Origin of the sequence: Mariprofundus sp. KV, from assembly GCF_013387475.1 — a bacterium.
In the GTDB taxonomy this organism is placed as follows: domain Bacteria; phylum Pseudomonadota; class Zetaproteobacteria; order Mariprofundales; family Mariprofundaceae; genus Mariprofundus.
In genome coordinates this window covers 12565-29561 of record NZ_VWNB01000015.1, presented here as the reverse complement: position 1 = coordinate 29561, position 16997 = coordinate 12565, and the positions used below count along the sequence as shown (strand labels likewise).

The following is a 16997-nucleotide window of genomic DNA, read 5'->3' as shown; positions in this document are numbered from 1 at the left end:
AACTGTATGCAGAGGTATTAGAAGCTTACCTTTGGAGCCTGTTTCTCCTCTACCGCTTCAATACGCCAGAGTGTTGCTTCAGCAAAACCGAACATCGGTGCCAGCATGACATCGGGGAAGGTCTCACGCTGGATATTGTAAACCATCACTTCATCGTTATAGGCCTGACGTGCAAATGAGACTTTGTTCTCAGTACTGGTCAGCTCCTCAGAGAGTTGCATCATGGTCTGATCAGCTTTGAGATCCGGATAGCTCTCCATCACGGCGTTAAGATGCATCAGCGCCCCACCAAGTGCGGCTTCAGCACCCATCAGTGATTTCATCGCAGTTGCATCACCGGGATTGCTGGCTGCACCCTTCACTGCTGCCAGCGCCTGATTTCGCGCTTCTGTCACCTTGGTAAGCGTCTCATTTTCATGTTTGAGGTAGGCTTTGGCGGTCTCAACTAGATTGGGAATAAGATCGTAACGGCGTTTAAGCTGCACATCGATCTGCGAGAATGCATTTTTGAAGCGGTTCTTCAACTTCACCAGACGGTTGTAGATCATCACAATATAGAAGATCAGAAATAGGATCATGCCCAGAACTACCAGTACCGTTGTTGCCATAATTAACTCTCCTGCACCTGCGTTTTTTCATCTACATAATAAAGTACGATAGCACCGGCAGCAAACAGAGCAACAATCACCAGAATGGAGAAGCGCGCACTACCGGTAAGATAGCTGGCCAGGCCCATCAGCAGAGGACCGAATACTGCCGCGAATTTACCCAGCATATTAAAGAAACCGAAAAACTCAGCTGCCTGCTGTTCGGGAATCATACGTGCATACATCGAGCGGCTTAACGCCTGAATGCCACCCATCACCAGCCCGATGGCTGCCGCCAGCCAGTAGAAGTCACTGGCATTCTGCATCGTTGAGCTCCAGATACAGGCAACGGCATAGACAGCGATACTGGCGATAATCACCCGCTTGGCCCCGAACCTTGCCCCCAGCCAGCCGGCCGCAAGCGCGGCAGGAAATGCGATGAACTGGGTCATCAATAGTGCAGAGATCAGCACACTGGAATCAAAACCGAGCGAGAGGCCATAATCAACAGCCATATGGGCCACCGTATTCACCCCGTCGATATAGAGGAAATAGGCAATCAGAAAGAGCCACACCTGTTTTAGCGAGCGCAGATGGTGAATCGTGCCGCTAAGTTGATGGAAACCGGCCCGAGCCGATGCTACCCAGCCCAGCCGTCCCTCCTGCCCTCTCTCATGCACATACAGGGCAACAGGGATCGTAAACAGTGCCCACCACACTGCCACAGAGAGGAATGACCAGCGTACAGCCTCCGCCTTATCGGCAAGGAAAAACCAGTCGGGGTGCAGGGTCATCACCACATTGATCGCAAACAGGAGACCGCCACCGATATAACCTGCGGCATAACCCAGTGCAGAGACCCGGTCGAGTTGCTCCTGCTCGGCCACATCAACAATCAGTGAATCATAAAAAACGTTGGCGCCGGAAAAGGCAATGGCACCGAAAAGATAGACCAGTACCGCCATCTGCCACATCCCCTCACTGACCAGAAACAGTGCGGCAGTCATCACAATAGCCAGCGTGGTAAAACTGAGCATCATCTTCTTTTTCAAGCCGCCCTGATCGGCCATCGCCCCGAGGATCGGTGCCAGCAGTGCAATAACCAGACCGGAGACCGCATTGGCGATACCGAGCCAGAAGGTGGATTCATTGGCAGTCAGATCACTGGCCCAGTACTGTTTGAAAAAGACGGGGAAGAATCCGGCCATCACTGTCGTGGTGTAAGCAGAGTTGGCCCAGTCGTAGATCGCCCAGGAGTAGATGACTTTGCGGTTGCCTTTACTCATCTCTGCAATTTAGCATTCAATCAGCCGCTTTGGCGAGGAGGAAAAGATGCGAGCCATTATTCAGCGCGTTTCCGGTGCAAGCCTTGTCACCGGTGATCACCCCCCACGCGCCATTGGCCGGGGCATTGTTGCCCTGATCGGCATCGAGAAGGGTGACAGTGAGGCCTCTGTAAAACGCATGGCCGAGCGGCTCAGCAGCTACCGGATTTTTCCCGATGCCCGGGGGCGCATGAACCTCAGTGTTTCCGATATCGATGGAGAGATTCTGCTGGTGCCTAATTTCACTGTGGCTGCCGACACCAACAAGGGAACCCGGGCAGGCTTTTCAACTGCAGCAGAACCGGATGAGGGGGAGAGGCTGTTTCTGGCACTGACCGAACAGCTCTCAACATACCCGTTGGCACTGAAAACAGGTCTTTTTGGTGCCGATATGCAGATCACACTGACCAATGATGGTCCGGTCACCTTCATACTGGAGAGTTAAGGGTATCTATTGCGTCATGATTGGACAAAACAGGCCGATCATGAAACACTCATTGCCATCTACATAACTCATGGGGAAGGAGTGAAATCATGTCTGACGATTTTTCCAAACAGCCGGGAACAGGTGAACACAGAGCGCATCGCGCTGACGAGGATATCCTGCATGACAGCAATGATGGCGAACTTCTCGGTGACCTGCTCAATGAAATTAGCGCGCCGGATGAAAACGCTGAGGCAGAGCCTGCGATTACCCCTGCAGATGATGCAATCGCTCTCGAGGTGAATGATCATGCATCAGATGAAGCGCCCGAAGAGAAGAAGAGCAGTCTTCTGCTGAGCGGCATCATCGTTGCAGCGCTGGTCGGCGGTATCGCCTATTTCACCACAACATCTGATAGCCCTGAGCAGCAACAGACAGTCACAGCCAGCAACAAGGCGGTCAGTCCACCAGCAACTGCGCTGCAGAAACCGGTAACTCATGAGGCTGCGAAGGCACTCTCAACTGCCAGGGAAACGGTCAAAAAAGTCGTCGAGCCAGTGGTTGCCAGCGCCAAAAAAGTGGCAACAACTGAAAAACCGGTCTCCCTCAAGCCCCTGCTGGATCAGCCAGAAGCTGTTGCAAAATCATCTTCAACAACAGCGTCTGACGAAACAGAACTCTCATCAACTATTGCAGCTATACTTGAAGTTGACCCGGTTACCCGCAAGGTGATTTCACCGCCTCAAGGCACCACCTTTGCCTGGGCTATTAATCTTATGTCTCTCTCAACCCATGCTGCGGCCGACCGCTTGATTAAAAAACTTAAAGCCAGTGGTACAACTACCGAACTGGTACAGATCAATATTGGAGAGAACACCTTTTACCGTGTCCGTGTCCCTGACTTCAGCAGCGTTGAAGAGGCCGATGCAGCGCACGCGAAATTCAAGGAAGAGTCGATCTACCAAGGCTCCTGGGTTAGCCGCTACCATAAATAACAGTAAATTCCGTCTTCGCGCCTCATCGGCCACTCTGTATGGCCGATTAAGCGGTGGACGGAATTTAACCCCCGCCCTAGCCTGCCTGCATGTCTGAGAATTTCTCAAAAGATGATAAATTAAGCCTCGACGCCACGCTCGAAGGTGCGGTGCGCAGCCTGACCAGCAGCTACCCCGATATTTCCGGCACACATCTGGATATCGGTAGCGGCACTGGCAATCTGATTCGCCGCATCCGTCAGGAGTATGATGTTAAAAGCTGCGCCTGTGACTATACCGATGAGTTTATGGAGCTTGATGGTGTAGAGGTTGATGTCGTTGACCTCAATGATGGCAAACTCCCCTATGCTGACCAGCAGTTTGATCTGGTCACCTTTACCGAAGTGGCCGAACATCTGGAGAATTACCGCGCCATTATCAGGGAGATTCATAGAGTCCTCAAACCGGGTGGCGTTGTCGTGATCACCACCCCCAATGTGCTGAATATGAAATCGCGCATGCGTTTTCTCATCACCGGTTTCTGGAGTATGTTCGGCCCACTGCATGTTGGCGAAACATCAATTGAGAGTGCCGGTGGCCATATTACCCCCATCCCATACCCCTATCTGGCGCATGCGTTGATGGATTCCGGATTTGACCTGCCCCGCTTTTCAACCGACAAAATTCAGTTTCACTCGCTCTACTGGTTTGTCCTCTTCTATCTGCCTATCCAACTGCTTGCAGCCCTGTCATGGAAAAAAGAGCGCAACAAGTACCGCACACTGGACCGGCATAACGAACCGATCATCAACACGATCAACAGCACAGAGATGCTGCTTGGCCGTTGTATCGTGGTTACTGCCCGCAAGCCGGATCCTGAGTGTTGCCAATAAACAGTAAAAATATAGCTCTTATCGCTGGCCCTGCAGTTGCAACGGTCAGCCTTATTCTGGTTGATATCGCAGAACACCCTACAGCGCCTGCCATGCTCGCCGTTGCTCTCTGGATGGCGATCTGGTGGATCACAGAGTGTGTACCGCTGGGCGTCACCGCGCTACTGCCGCTCGTCGCCTTCCCGCTGCTCGGTATCGCAACAGGCTCAGAGACAGCACCCCGTTATTTCAACAGCATCATCTTTCTTTTTATCGGCGGTTTCCTGATCGCACAGGCGATGGAGAGCTCCGGCCTGCACAAACGTATCGCCCTGAATATGTTGAGCCGACTACATGCCAGCCCCCTGCAACTGGCCATGGGCTTTGCTGCAGCCACGGCCTTCCTCTCGATGTGGATCTCCAATACAGCTACCGCCATGCTGATGGTGACCATCGCCCTGCCACTTCTTAAAAAACTACTGGAGGAGCATGATGCTGAGGAGGTAGGGCCGATGGCAGCCACCTTCCTGCTGATTATCGCCTACTCGGCCAATATCGGTGGCATGGGCACACCGGTCGGCTCACCACCCAATCTGGTCTTCCTTGAAAATATGCGCGTCAGCCTGCCTGATTCCGTCCCCTCATTCCTTGAGTGGATGATGATCGGTATTCCTATGGTGCTCGTCGGGCTACTAGTTCTGTTTATCGTACTCGGGCCTCAACTTGCGAAACTCCCGTGGAACAGATCCGATGGCAGCCAGCTAAAGCAGGCCCTGCAGGCACTGGGTAAAGCACGCCGGGAGGAGAAGTTTGTCGCCTGGGTACTGACCATTACCGCATTGCTCTGGATAACCAGATCCGGCATCCAGAGTGAAGGGCTGGATATTCCCGGCTGGTCCTCTCTGCTCCCCTACAAAGGGGTCGATGACGGTACTGTTGCTATCTTTATGGCTTCACTGCTATTCCTGTTGCGTAGTGAAGATGGGCGTCCTCTCCTCGGCCGCGAATCGTTTCCAAAACTACCCTGGGACATTGTACTACTCTTTGGCGGCGGCTTCGCGCTGGCCCACGGCATGCAGCAATCAGGCCTCTCACTCTGGATTGGTGGACAACTCGAGTTTCTCAGAAGTGTACCACTGCCACTGATGATGCTGGCCGTTGCCGTTGTCATCATCTTCCTGACTGAAATCACCAGCAATACTGCAACCACGCAGGTGATGTTGCCAATTCTGGCTGCTGTTAGCCTAGCCAATGGACTGGATGCCATGTCGGTGATGCTGGTTGCAACCATCGGCGCCTCCTGCGCCTTTATGCTGCCGGTTGCCACACCACCCAATGCTATTGTTTTCGGTTCTGGTATGGTGCCGATGCATGCCATGGTCAAGGCTGGCATACGCCTGAATCTGATCATGATTATTGTTGTTACAACACTCATTTATCTGTTGCGCCCACTACTTCCAGCCATCTGATTTATTGATCAGCCTGATCAAATTTTATTGATTTACCAATCGATTCATTCGACTCAATAATTCGCCTGCGGCCTTACAAAACCGCCTTGATTTTCAGTGACATCATGTCAGGAGAGCAACACATATGGGTCATCACGCATTTGATTACTCAATCTGGGAGAAGGATCAAGTTCCACCCAAGCAGGATAAAATTAAACATAGCCATCGCATTGAACTAAAGCAGCTGGAGAAGAAGCGCCGCGATTATGATGACTGGGAAGAGTGGGACGATTAATCACTCCTGCCGGTGATTGAATCCCGACTCTGATCTTGCCATTTTCAGCAAAAAAAGAGCCCCTCTGATACCTCTCAGAGGGGCTCTTTTTTATTAACGACTCTATTGACGACTCTGGCTTATCGGCTGGCTAAACGAGATTTAATCTCATCCTTCGTTGGCGTGGCGACCTGAGAGAGCACAACATTGATATCAAAGTCGTGATTTCTATCCCAAATTTCAGCAATGGCATCACCACAGGAGATAAGCAGCCGTTCATCCTCCATATCATTACAGGCAAATTCGATAAGCGATTTCAGTGCCTTTTCGGAGTCAAAATGGCCGAGATAGACAGCAGCACTAGTGCGGAACTCCAGTGTCTCGTCGCGATTGAGCAGTACTTCCAGGAGAAATTCGGCACGCTCATGTTCATCTTTGAACTCTTCACCCATGCATCACCTCCGAAACCCCTGAAACAAGATCAACAACTGCCCCTACTATTCAATCTAAAACAGCGTTGCCAAGGGGTAATTATTGCCTTAGCCCGGAGCCGATTCAGGAGGAAAATATCGCTCACCACCTGAAGAACAGGAGAGTAACCACCCAACAAATAAGGATTTTTCCTACCCCTGGTCAGACTCATATGGAAGCCGAACAGCAGGTGTTATAAACAAAACAAGTACAGGATAAGCAATAAAATAAGAAACCCTTATATCAAAAACATTACCACTCGATACTCACCCCCTCCCGGGCCAGTGCAATCTCCGGCACTTCAACAGTGAGGCTGTTACGGCTCTCCTTAAACAGAGCTTCAAGTGCATCATCGCTGCGGGTCGGTTCATGATGGGTCAGAAACAGCTGCTGCACCTGTGCCTTTTCAGCCATCTGCATGCAGGAGTGGTAGGTGCCATGCCCCCAACCCTTCTTGGCTGGGTACTCAGCTTCGCTATAGGAGGAGTCGGCAATCAACACATCCACGCCACGGATCTGATTCATAAAGTGGGACTCTTTCTGATCAAGAAGCGACTGATACATCTCATACTCATCATCTTCCTGATCATAGATATTATAGGGATTCTCATGATCGCCGGTAAAAAACAGGGATTTGCCACGGCAATCGATGCGATAACCAAAATTCACCACCGGATGATTCAGCAGCACCGGGGTGATAGTAACCTCACCAATGTTCACCTTCTCACCCTCTCTGAGTGAGACGTAATCGATTTTGGCATTGAGCTCGCATTCACGAATGGGAAAAAAACGGTACTGCAACTGAACACTGAGAATCTCTTCAATGCTGTTCTGGGTGATCGGGTCGTAGGCACCATAAATTGTCGCACGGTTGTTCGGTACAAACAGAGGAATAAAGAAGGGTAGTCCCTGGATATGATCCCAGTGCGAATGGGTGTTGAAGATATGGGCATGCAGCGGAAAATCACCGAACAGTGTATGTGAGAGCGGGAAGATTCCGGTTCCTGCATCAAGAATGATAAGCTGCCCATCATCAGTTCTGATCTCAATACAGGTGGTATTACCACCATAACGCACCGTATTTGGCCCCGGTGAGGGAATTGAGCCGCGCACGCCCCAGAATGTCAGCTTCATGAGCGCACCATATTAAGAAGCTTATCAACCTCTTCCTGCAGTCCATCCATCTGCGCCACCACATCTTCGAGACTACAGTGCAGGCGCTGATGCATTGCCGCAGAAAAGTCACCCACATAGGGATCACCGTTATCACCAAGGTGCATCGCTTTAACAACCGAACTTCCTGCAGCCACCGAGAGCGCCAGATTGGATGACTCCTCACTACAGTTCACCTGCGTTCTGATGCAGTCCACCAGCGTCTCCGGCAACTGCCAGCTTTCAGCCAGCATAGCTCCTACCTCAGCACTGGAAACGCCCAACCGCTCCATTTCCACCAGTGCCAAGGGCAGATTTTTCTCTTTGGCTTCGGTAATAATCTTGCCATAGGTGACAGGTTCAAACTGGATGAATACGGCTTTACCAAAATCGTGCAACAGACCGGCAACAAAGTGATCAGAAGCATCGCGAATATTGAGTTGATTCCTGGCCAGCCATTGGGCAACTGACGCTGTAGCCAGGGAGTGAGTCAAAAATTCGGACATACTAAGCTCAGGAATACTCTTCCTCGGCATCGTCTCGAGCGTAGCAATACTGACAGCCAGATTTTTAATCGTGTTCAGTCCGAGATAAACAAGCGCATGCTGAACCGATGAAACATGCCTGGACAAAGCAAAAAAGGCTGAATTCACCATCTTTAAAATCTTCATGGTCATCACCGGATCACGCTCAATTACCTTGACCAGATCTTTGGGCGAGCAGTTGATATCACGGGTAATGGACATTACCTGATGAACGCTCTCAGGGAAGGCGGGCATAGAGTCCACCATGTTAGTTAAACGCTGCTTCAGCTCTTCACTGCTATCTATCTCTGTCATGCAGCCGTGCGAGCAAGAATAGTGCCGTATTGGCCGTCAGTTTTGTGTACTCAAGTGAGAGTAGCCAGACTTGCAAAAGTTTTACATTAACCTAACGTAGCACAAGGGCATCGAAGCTGTCACTCCGGCTCTTTTGACAGTATCGATCAGGTGTGAGGAGTTCTGCATGAGTGATGATAAAAAACTACATCAGATGGAGCTCGACCCCTTTGCCGGTGAGTATGACTCTGAACCTCTGTTTGATGAGACTCCTGCTTCTTACGAATCCCCCCGGCAGCCTGATCATGCCCCGACTATTGAGCCTGAAAATAGCGTAGACCCGACTGATGCGATGCCGCTGTTTCCGGATGAGGCACCGGAAGATTTCTCGAAAACAGATGAGACCACGACCGACTCCCCTATCTATTCGACTCCACCAGAGCAGAAAAGCGGCGTCAACATCGGCATGGTAGCAGCAGTAATTCTTGTTGCCGTTGCCGCAATTGGCTATCTGACGATTGCCGATAACGGCGATAAAACAGTTCAGACGGCTCAGGTTGAGCAAGCAGAACCAGAATCTGTTGAGACTGCAAAGGTTGAGACTGCAAAGGTAGAGACTGCAAAGGTTGAGGCTGCAAAGGTAGAGGCTGCAAAGGTTGAGACTGCGAAGGTAGAAGCTGCGAAGGTAGAAGCTGCGAAGGTAGAAGCTGCGAAGGTAGAAGCTGCGAAGGTAGAAGCTGCGAAGGTAGAAGCTGCGAAGGTAGAAGCTGCGAAGGTAGAAGCTGCGAAGATTAAAGTGGCAAAAGAGATGTCAACGAAAACAGCAACGCCTTCAGCTACGTTGCCAGCAACAGATTCAGGCAACTGGATCATCTACCTCGCTTCGGTTGGCTCGGAAAAATCAGCGCATCAGCTGGTCGCCCGTATCAAGACCTCCAACATTGAGACAAAGGCAGTTCGTGCAGAGGTTAAAGGTAAAATATTTCATCGCATTCAACTCAATCGCACATTGAGCCGGGAGGATGCAGAAGTAACACGCACTTTTCTGGCCAAAAAACTGGGGTTGAAAGGCGCCTGGATTGAGGAGCAACAGCGCTGAGAAAGCCCTGATTTGATGCCCGTAACATTGACACAGACGCGTCCGCTTCCTAACGTCCCGTCACTTTTAAAAACAGACCCACAATAAGGATTATTCATGTCAATCACTACCCAGTCACAAAATGATTTCGAGCAGGCCTGCAAACTTCTCCCCGGCGGTGTTAATTCGCCAGTTCGTGCCTTTAAATCGGTCGGCGGTACGCCACGCTTTTTTGCCAAAGCCAGTGGAGCCTATGTCTGGGATGTTGATAACAATAAGTACATTGATTATGTCGGCTCATGGGGCCCGATGATTCTCGGCCACACCCACCCTGATGTCGTTAAAGGTGTACAGGAGACTGCTGCACTTGGTATGAGCTTTGGTGCTCCCTGTGAGCTGGAGATAGATCTGGCCCGACTGGTAATCGATATGGTGCCATCGATTGATGTCATCCGTTTTGTCAATTCAGGTTCTGAAGCGACCATGAGCGCACTGCGTCTGGCGCGTGGTTTTACCGGTCGCGATAAATTCATCAAGTTTGACGGTGGTTACCACGGTCATGCCGACGGCTTCCTGGTTAAAGCGGGAAGTGGCGCGGCCACCTTTGGCGAACCTGACTCTGCCGGCGTGCCTGCCGATTATGCCAAACTGACACTGACTGCCCCGTTCAACGATATTGACGCGGTAAAAAACCTCTTCGCTGAAAACAAGGGCGAGATCGCCTGCATCTTTGTTGAACCTGTTCCGGGCAATACCGGCGTGATGCTGCTCAATGATAATGGTTTTCTACAGCAACTGCGCGACATCTGCGATGCCGAAGGTGCCCTGCTGATCTTTGATGAAGTGATGTGCGGCTTCCGTGTTGCTGCCGGTGGTGCTCAGGAGCGTTTTGGTATCATGCCGGATCTGACATGCCTGGGTAAAATTATCGGTGGCGGCCTGCCGGTCGGCGCTTATGGTGGCCGCGAAGAGATCATGCGCAAGATTTCACCTGATGGCCCGGTCTATCAGGCAGGCACACTATCGGGCAATCCGCTGGCCATGCGTGCCGGCATTGAAACCCTTTCACGCCTGCGTACACCGGGTTTCTACGAAGAGCTGGAACGCAAAACCACCCGACTGGTTGAGGGGCTGCTGGCTGGATGCAAAGCTGCAGGCGTACCTGCTGTTGCCAACCAGGTCGGTGCGATGTTCACCGTCTTTTTCACCGAGCTTGATGCCGTCACCTGCTGTAGTGACGTAAGCAACCACTGCGATCTCGCCTTCTTCGGCAAGTTCTTCAATGCCATGCTTGATGAGGGCGTCTACCTTGCCCCATCCCAGTATGAAGCGGCATTTATGTCCGCTGCGCACACCGATGCAGATGTAGAGAACACCATCGCTGCGGCCTCTCGCGCACTCGCGAAACTGACAGCATGATTTTGAACCACGAAGACACAGAGACACAAAGAGAACATCATAACTCCTTGTGCCTTCGTGCCTTTGTGGTTAAGTGGGGCGAATGATGAGTCTACTAGAAAGCATAACATTCAATGAAGCGGGCCTTGTCCCTGCTATCGCACAGGACGCTGCAACTGGCCGGGTTCTGATGATGGCCTGGATGAATGAAGAGGCACTTGAGCAGACGCAGGAGACAGGTTTCGCCCACTACTACTCGCGCTCGCGCCGGAAGCAGTGGATGAAGGGAGAATCCTCCGGGCACGTGCAGAAGGTGATCGATATGTATCTGGACTGCGATGGCGACACGATGCTGCTGATCATCGAGCAGACCGGCCCCGCCTGCCATACCAACCGTAAATCATGCTTTTATAAAAAGAGGCAGGATGATCAATGGGTAAACACCGAGGAGCCCCTGAAATGAGCAACGATATTCTCAAAGAGCTGGCCGCCATTCTTGAAGCACGCAAATCTGAATCTGCCGATTCATCCTATGTGGCCTCGCTCTACGCCAAACCGGACAAGATGCTTGAGAAGATCGGTGAGGAGGCGGTGGAGACGATCATCGCCGCCAAAAACGGGGATCGCGAACAGATCATCTATGAAACCGCCGACCTCTGGTTTCACAGCATGGTGATGCTGGCGCAGAAAGACTTAAGCCCTGATGACATCCTCAGTGAACTGGCACGCCGCTTCGGTGTCTCAGGCCATGATGAAAAGGCATCCCGTAACAAATAAATCCAATGTCTGAAAGCTGGGATGACTACGCGGATGGCTGGGACAGCGATGAATCAGTCAAAACCTACTCCGAACTGGCCTACCGCTCCCTGCTTAAGGAGTTCAACCCTCAAGAGTGCCGCATATTTGACTTCGGCTGCGGCACCGGGCTACTGACAGAGAAACTGTCACGTCATGCTGTTTCAATCGTCGCACTCGACCCGTCTGAAAAGATGATTGCCGTACTCAATGATAAAGGCTTACAGAACGTGACAACCATAACATCAGAACTGCATCAGCAGCTGATTGATAGCAGCGAGATATTTACAACCGGATTTGATCTGATTGTTGCTTCCTCGGCTCTGGCTTTTGTTGCCGACTATGAACAATCCCTTCGCCTACTCAAACAGTTACTCAAACCCGGCGGTCTATTCATCCAGTGGGACTGGCTCAAACATGAAAACGCTGAAGGCCGGGGGTTTTCGAAACTGCAAATATTATCAGCCTTTGAAAAAGCCGGATTTACCGAATGCACCACATCCATTCCATTTTCACTGGCGAGCGAGCATGGTTCAATGGAGGTGATTATGGGAATTGGAAGAACAGATTAGGATAGTTTGTATAGATGAGACAAAAGGTGCCCTCATACTTATTAGGAGCCTGAACCTGGAGAATAAGCAATGCCGCATATAACTGTTGAATACCCGGAAGGAGTTGTTGATGACAAGTCAGTGGAACTGATTTTGCAAACGATTCATCAATCCATTGCAGAGAGCGGCCTGTTCAAGGCCGATCAGATCAAGGCACGGGCTTATTCTTTCAGGCACTTCACCAACGCAGGAGGAAGTGATCCCTATATCCATATTCAGGCGCGCATAAAATCGGGCCGGGATGCGGACAACAAAAAGAAGCTTAGCGAGGTGGTTCTCGCAGGCCTTGCTCCGCTAAACCTTCCTGTCTCAGTCGTGACAATCGAAATCATCGATATGGATCGCGACTCATATGGTAAGCATGTTCCAACCTGACGTTTACAGCTGAAACGAATCAGTCCACGATAGAGTATGGAATCGCAAATTCTCCTCTCCATTCATTACAGTGATCCGCTCTGGATAGCGACGGCCTTCCTGTGTGGACTAATGATCAGCAGAATAGGGCTGCCACCGATGGTTGGCTTCCTTGCAGCAGGATTTTTGCTCAATGCTCTCGGGGTAGAGGGTGGTGAATTCCTCAATGTCATGGCTGATCTCGGCATCACCCTGCTGCTCTTCTCTATCGGCCTCAAGCTCAAGATAAAGTCATTAATACGCCCCGAGATATGGGGGGTGGCAACACTACATATGGGCATGATCACGATTCTGGTCGCCACCATCATCGTACTGCTCTCCTATACCGCCCTGCCGCTGATTTCCGGCGTCGATATGGCTACAGCCCTCCTTATCGGCTTCGCCCTCTCATTCTCCAGCACCGTGTTTGCGGTAAAGGTACTTGATGAACTGGGTGCAACAAATGCCAGACACGGGCAGGTCGCCATTGGTCTATTGGTGGTACAGGACATCGCAGCCGTCGTTTTTATTGCCGCCTCAATGGGGAAATTACCTACGATATGGGCGCTGGCGCTGGTTGGATTGGTTCCACTGCGCTTCCTGATCTTCAGAATCCTCGACCGGGTCGGCCATGGTGAACTGCTGATTCTCTTCGGTATTGCACTGGCACTGGTCGGCGCGGATATCTTTGAACTGGTCGGTATCAAGGCCGATGTCGGGGCACTGGTATTCGGCATGATGCTTGCCAACCACGTCAAAGCCAACGAACTCTCCAAAGCCCTGCTTGGTCTCAAGGAGCTGTTTCTTGTTGGTTTCTTCCTCAGCGTCGGCATGGCCTCCCTGCCGGGTTGGAACGAAGTGCTCATTGCACTGCTGTTTATTCTGATCCTGCCACTGAAAACGGCGCTCTATTTCGGACTCTTTAACCTGTTCCACCTCAGATCCAGCACCTCATTGCGCGCTTCATTCAACCTTGCAAACTACAGTGAGTTTGGCCTGATTATCGGTGCTATAGCTGTCTCTGCAGGGTGGTTACCAAAGGAGTGGCTGGCGGTCTTTGCTGTTGTCATGTCGATCTCTTTTATCGTTTCAGCGCCACTGGTGAATGTCCGGGACAATCTCTATCAGAGATGGCGCCCGCGGCTTAAACGGTTCGAACGCTCAAAGCGTCTTGCCGGTGAAGAGAATCTGGCATTAAGCGGCATTAAGGTTGTGGTGTTCGGCATGGGGCGCATGGGCACGGCTGCCTACGACGTATTAGAGCCGGATTACGCAGCCCATCTGGTCGGCGTGGAGATTGACCGGGACAGGGCCATAAAACACGCTACAGAGGGGAGGAATGTCGTCAGCGGTGATGCGACCAACCCCGATTTCTGGGCACGGGCACCCGAACTGCTCGATGCGCTGGAGTGGGTATTGCTCACCCTGCCGTCGCAAAAAGCCAACATGAGCGCTGCCATGCGACTTAAAGAGATGGGATATCAGGGTCGTATCGCTGCCACAACAAAATTCAGGGATGAGGAAGATGCCCTGAAAGCTGTTGGTGTCGACCTTACTTTTAACATCTATACAGAAGCAGGCCTGGGATTTGCAAATGAACTGCAGACTTTCGTGGGTAAAAAAATGAAAGACGCTCTGGAGAATGAATTAAGCGTTAGACAGCAAAACTAAAGAGCTTACAATCTCCCCATGCTGAAAACATTCAGAATCATCAGTTTCATTGAGGGGTTGTCACTGATCGCCCTCTTCTTTATCGCCATGCCTGCCAAATATGGTTTTGACTATGACATGGTGCGAATTGTCGGCCCTGCACACGGCCTGCTCTGGCTGGCTTTTATCCCCTTGCTGGAGATCGTCAGCAGACAGCAAGCGTGGCCAAAATCTTTCTGGAACTATGCGATGATCTCATCCGTGCTGCCTTTTGGCTGTTTCTTTCTGGAAAAAAGGCTGCGTAATACCCCGCCTGCTTCCTGATTTCAGAATCCAAACTCTCTGTCAGGATTGGTCATAAGCTCACAGATCGACTAAAGTTGCCCCTCCACGTAGTGAACCGGTTGAGTCACGCATGCTGCGTATGTCGAAACTATCGACTGAGCTGGTATTTATGTCTTCGCTACGTGTACGCTACCAAACCATCGAATTCGGTGGTGTAGATATCCACCTTCGCACACTGCGCGATAATCAGGAGTTCTCCGACGACCACGGCGAAGCCGAAGCGCTCGGAATATCCTCTGCCACATGGCCGCTGTTTGGGATCATCTGGCCATCCGGTGAGGTTTTGGCTCATCTGATGGCTGACTTTGATATCAAGGGTAAGCGCATTCTTGAGGTAGGTTGCGGCATCGCGCTCTCCAGCCATGTTCTCAATCAAAGGGATGCGGACATAACGGCTACCGACTACCACCCTGAAGCCGGCTCCTTTCTGCAGGAAAATACCGAACTCAACAGTGCAAGCGACATCCCGTATGTGCGCACCGGCTGGGCTGATGAAGAGACAGAGCTTGGTGAGTTTGACCTGATTATCGGCAGTGACATTCTCTACGAAAAGGAGCATGTCGACCTGCTCTCGAGATTCATCAACCAGCATGCCAAACCCCATTGTGAAGTGATCATTGTTGATCAGGGACGTGGCCACCATGCCCGTTTCAGTAAAAAGATGGTAATACTCGGTTTTTCACATAGCCAGAGCCGCCCTGAAAACACCGATTATCTGACTAAATCACTGCCCAAAGGACAAGTGCTTCGCTACCTCCGTTAGGCGCCACCTTGCAACGCTTCCCACCTCTGTAAGCCATTGAACAGAGCAATAAAATTGCCTTCCATAACCATTGTCGGCTGCTATGGTTCGCCAAATTTTTTATCAGGGCACGCTGCTCTGATTTTCCGGAGAACAGACTCATGAAAAGGCTCTGCTTGTTCGCAGGCTTCACTGCACTTCTATGGCTATCGACTGCGCATGCAGGTGTTATCACTTCAGCGGGTTCAACAACCGTTCAGCCGCCCATGAAGGCCTGCTCAATCGCCTATAAAAACAGCCATGCCGATATGCAGTTCATTATCGCCGGTGGCGGCTCCGGCAAAGGGGTGAAAACCGTAGCCAAGGGTAAGGTAGATATCGGCCGCGCATCGCGTGCGATTAAAGATACAGAGAGCGCGGCCTATCCTGCCATGAAAAGCTACAAAATCGGCACCGATGGCGTGGTTCTGGTTGTACATGCAGATAATCCACTCTCGGACCTGAGCGCAGCACAGGTAGAACAGCTGTATAAAGGAGAGGCAGGTAACTGGAAAGCTGTCGGCGGTTCTGATGGCGCAGTTAACCTCATCTCGCTGGGCACAGACCACGGCACCTATGAGCTGTTCTCCAAACGCTTCCATCTCAAAGCAGAGGAGTCCGAAGGCAACCTGATCTTTGGCAAGGGTAAAGCCTGGATCGCATTCTCACAGGATATCGCACTCGACAAGGTGGCTCATGATGCGCATGCCATCGCCTTTGCATCTGTCGGTGTTGCCACTGAGTTTGCGCAGAACGGCAAGGTGAAGCTGCTTAAACTCGATGGCATCGAGGGCTCTGAAGCCAATGTTGCCAGTGGCATTTATCCCCTCTCACGACCGCTTCTGTTGATGACAAATGGTGCACCGGCAGGTGAAGTGAAATCGTTCATCGAATTTATGCAGGGTCCTGAATGTCAGGCCATCGTCAAACAACTCGGCTACGTGCCGGCCAAATAAGTGAATAAATTTCAGGGGATTGTGATGTCTAAACTGCTATGTTTTCTTTTGGCTGCGGGTATAGGGCTGGCATCAACCAGTGCAGTTGCAGAACCGAATCAAGCAAGAAGTGTGAATGTGATGATATTCATGAAAAACCAGGCCGCTTATGAATTTGATCCGATCATGTTCGGCAGCTTCAGCGAGTTTATTCGTGCCATGGATGGCACTCGTCTGCTCATGCTCTCACACAGCGCAAATTCACTGCCGGGTGATGTGATTAACCTGCAGCAGGATGTGCTCAGAGCCGAGAAGAGCGGCGAGTTTGAAGATATAGGTATCAACTGCCAGCTCGCCTTTAAATACGACGATACAGTTGCCAGCAGCCCTGAATACCAGATCAACGGCGACTGCCAGGTGATCGACCGCTTCAATGGCATTAACATCAGCCTTAAGGCACACATCCCTACCACAGATCTTCCCGACAGTGCCAAAGGCAAAGATGTATGGATTGAGGTCTATGAGGAGTCAAAATCGGGCGTAGCCATCTACGCCAACGTCAGTAAAAAATAGTTCGTTAAATTGACTTCGAGAGCTCCAGACTCAAGCATCCCCGATTAGCAAACAACTCAAACCGCTCTTTTAGCAGAAGATGTTTGACCAGAC

Annotated in this window: 21 protein-coding genes; 16 read left to right on the top strand and 5 right to left on the bottom strand. The window is 51.2% G+C overall.

The features are described from left to right. Positions 1-17: 17 nt before the first annotated feature. Positions 18-608 carry a LemA family protein gene (locus tag F3F93_RS11650; protein ID WP_176959367.1) on the bottom strand — a complete coding sequence of 197 codons (591 nt, stop codon included), beginning with the start codon at positions 606-608 and terminating at the stop codon, positions 18-20. Between the two features lie 2 nt (positions 609-610). Then, entirely contained in the window at positions 611-1873 is a 1263-nt protein-coding gene (locus F3F93_RS11645) for an MFS transporter (RefSeq protein WP_176959366.1), read from the bottom strand. 46 nt (positions 1874-1919) lie between these two features. Between F3F93_RS11645 and dtd the strand changes: the two genes are divergently transcribed. The 5 genes from dtd (at position 1920) to F3F93_RS11620 (ending at position 5925) form a co-directional block, all read left to right on the top strand. Further along, positions 1920-2357, top strand: coding sequence for a D-aminoacyl-tRNA deacylase (dtd, locus tag F3F93_RS11640; protein ID WP_176959365.1), 438 nt, complete (start codon positions 1920-1922; stop codon positions 2355-2357). An 89-nt stretch (positions 2358-2446) separates the two neighbouring features. Beyond that, a complete protein-coding gene (locus F3F93_RS11635) occupies positions 2447-3331 on the top strand; it encodes an SPOR domain-containing protein (RefSeq protein WP_176959364.1) in 885 nt (294 codons plus the stop codon). An 89-nt stretch (positions 3332-3420) separates the two neighbouring features. After that, positions 3421-4203: a class I SAM-dependent methyltransferase gene (locus tag F3F93_RS11630; RefSeq protein ID WP_176959363.1), complete on the top strand. Its 783-nt coding sequence runs from the start codon at positions 3421-3423 to the stop codon at positions 4201-4203. Next, positions 4194-5651 (top strand): SLC13 family permease, encoded by a 1458-nt coding sequence (locus F3F93_RS11625; RefSeq protein WP_176959362.1) that lies wholly within the window; start codon positions 4194-4196, stop codon positions 5649-5651. Before F3F93_RS11630 ends, F3F93_RS11625 begins: the two co-directional genes overlap by 10 nt. 124 nt (positions 5652-5775) lie before the next feature. Then, complete coding sequence (locus F3F93_RS11620) at positions 5776-5925, top strand: hypothetical protein (RefSeq protein WP_176959361.1); 150 nt, start codon at positions 5776-5778, stop codon at positions 5923-5925. A gap of 119 nt (positions 5926-6044) precedes the next feature. Here the strand turns inward: F3F93_RS11620 and F3F93_RS11615 are convergent, their stop codons facing one another. The 3 genes from F3F93_RS11615 to F3F93_RS11605 all read right to left on the bottom strand — a co-directional run bounded on the left by F3F93_RS11615 (position 6045) and on the right by F3F93_RS11605 (position 8366). Then, positions 6045-6356 (bottom strand): hypothetical protein, encoded by a 312-nt coding sequence (locus F3F93_RS11615; RefSeq protein WP_176959360.1) that lies wholly within the window; start codon positions 6354-6356, stop codon positions 6045-6047. A 271-nt stretch (positions 6357-6627) separates the two neighbouring features. Next, positions 6628-7509, bottom strand: a complete 882-nt coding sequence (locus F3F93_RS11610; RefSeq protein WP_176959359.1) for an MBL fold metallo-hydrolase — start codon at positions 7507-7509, stop codon at positions 6628-6630. Then, the gene (locus tag F3F93_RS11605; RefSeq protein WP_176959358.1) at positions 7506-8366 is read right to left on the bottom strand and encodes an HDOD domain-containing protein; all 861 of its coding nucleotides are present in this window, start codon (positions 8364-8366) and stop codon (positions 7506-7508) included. Before F3F93_RS11605 ends, F3F93_RS11610 begins: the two co-directional genes overlap by 4 nt. A gap of 166 nt (positions 8367-8532) precedes the next feature. Between F3F93_RS11605 and F3F93_RS12670 the strand changes: the two genes are divergently transcribed. The 11 genes from F3F93_RS12670 (at position 8533) to F3F93_RS11550 (ending at position 16904) form a co-directional block, all read left to right on the top strand. Continuing rightward, positions 8533-9444, top strand: a complete 912-nt coding sequence (locus F3F93_RS12670; RefSeq protein WP_176959357.1) for an SPOR domain-containing protein — start codon at positions 8533-8535, stop codon at positions 9442-9444. 96 nt (positions 9445-9540) lie between these two features. Continuing rightward, a complete protein-coding gene (gene hemL, locus F3F93_RS11595) occupies positions 9541-10842 on the top strand; it encodes a glutamate-1-semialdehyde 2,1-aminomutase (protein WP_176959356.1) in 1302 nt (433 codons plus the stop codon). Positions 10843-10927: 85 nt separating this feature from the next. Beyond that, positions 10928-11284: a phosphoribosyl-AMP cyclohydrolase gene (gene hisI / locus F3F93_RS11590; protein WP_176959355.1), complete on the top strand. Its 357-nt coding sequence runs from the start codon at positions 10928-10930 to the stop codon at positions 11282-11284. Next, complete coding sequence (locus tag F3F93_RS11585; RefSeq protein WP_176959354.1) at positions 11281-11598, top strand: phosphoribosyl-ATP diphosphatase; 318 nt, start codon at positions 11281-11283, stop codon at positions 11596-11598. Before hisI ends, F3F93_RS11585 begins: the two co-directional genes overlap by 4 nt. 5 nt (positions 11599-11603) lie before the next feature. After that, the gene (locus F3F93_RS11580; RefSeq protein WP_176959353.1) at positions 11604-12188 is read left to right on the top strand and encodes a class I SAM-dependent methyltransferase; all 585 of its coding nucleotides are present in this window, start codon (positions 11604-11606) and stop codon (positions 12186-12188) included. 69 nt (positions 12189-12257) lie between these two features. Further along, positions 12258-12602, top strand: a complete 345-nt coding sequence (locus F3F93_RS11575; protein WP_176959352.1) for a 5-carboxymethyl-2-hydroxymuconate isomerase — start codon at positions 12258-12260, stop codon at positions 12600-12602. A 36-nt stretch (positions 12603-12638) separates the two neighbouring features. Further along, positions 12639-14291: a cation:proton antiporter family protein gene (locus tag F3F93_RS11570; RefSeq protein ID WP_176959351.1), complete on the top strand. Its 1653-nt coding sequence runs from the start codon at positions 12639-12641 to the stop codon at positions 14289-14291. 18 nt (positions 14292-14309) lie between these two features. Further along, positions 14310-14594: a DUF3817 domain-containing protein gene (locus tag F3F93_RS11565; RefSeq protein ID WP_176959350.1), complete on the top strand. Its 285-nt coding sequence runs from the start codon at positions 14310-14312 to the stop codon at positions 14592-14594. Between the two features lie 130 nt (positions 14595-14724). Then, complete coding sequence (locus F3F93_RS11560) at positions 14725-15378, top strand: methyltransferase domain-containing protein (protein WP_176959349.1); 654 nt, start codon at positions 14725-14727, stop codon at positions 15376-15378. Positions 15379-15518: 140 nt separating this feature from the next. Continuing rightward, positions 15519-16352 (top strand): phosphate ABC transporter substrate-binding protein, encoded by an 834-nt coding sequence (locus tag F3F93_RS11555; RefSeq protein WP_176959348.1) that lies wholly within the window; start codon positions 15519-15521, stop codon positions 16350-16352. 24 nt (positions 16353-16376) lie between these two features. Continuing rightward, positions 16377-16904 carry a hypothetical protein gene (locus F3F93_RS11550; RefSeq protein WP_176959347.1) on the top strand — a complete coding sequence of 176 codons (528 nt, stop codon included), beginning with the start codon at positions 16377-16379 and terminating at the stop codon, positions 16902-16904. Positions 16905-16997: the final 93 nt, after the last annotated feature.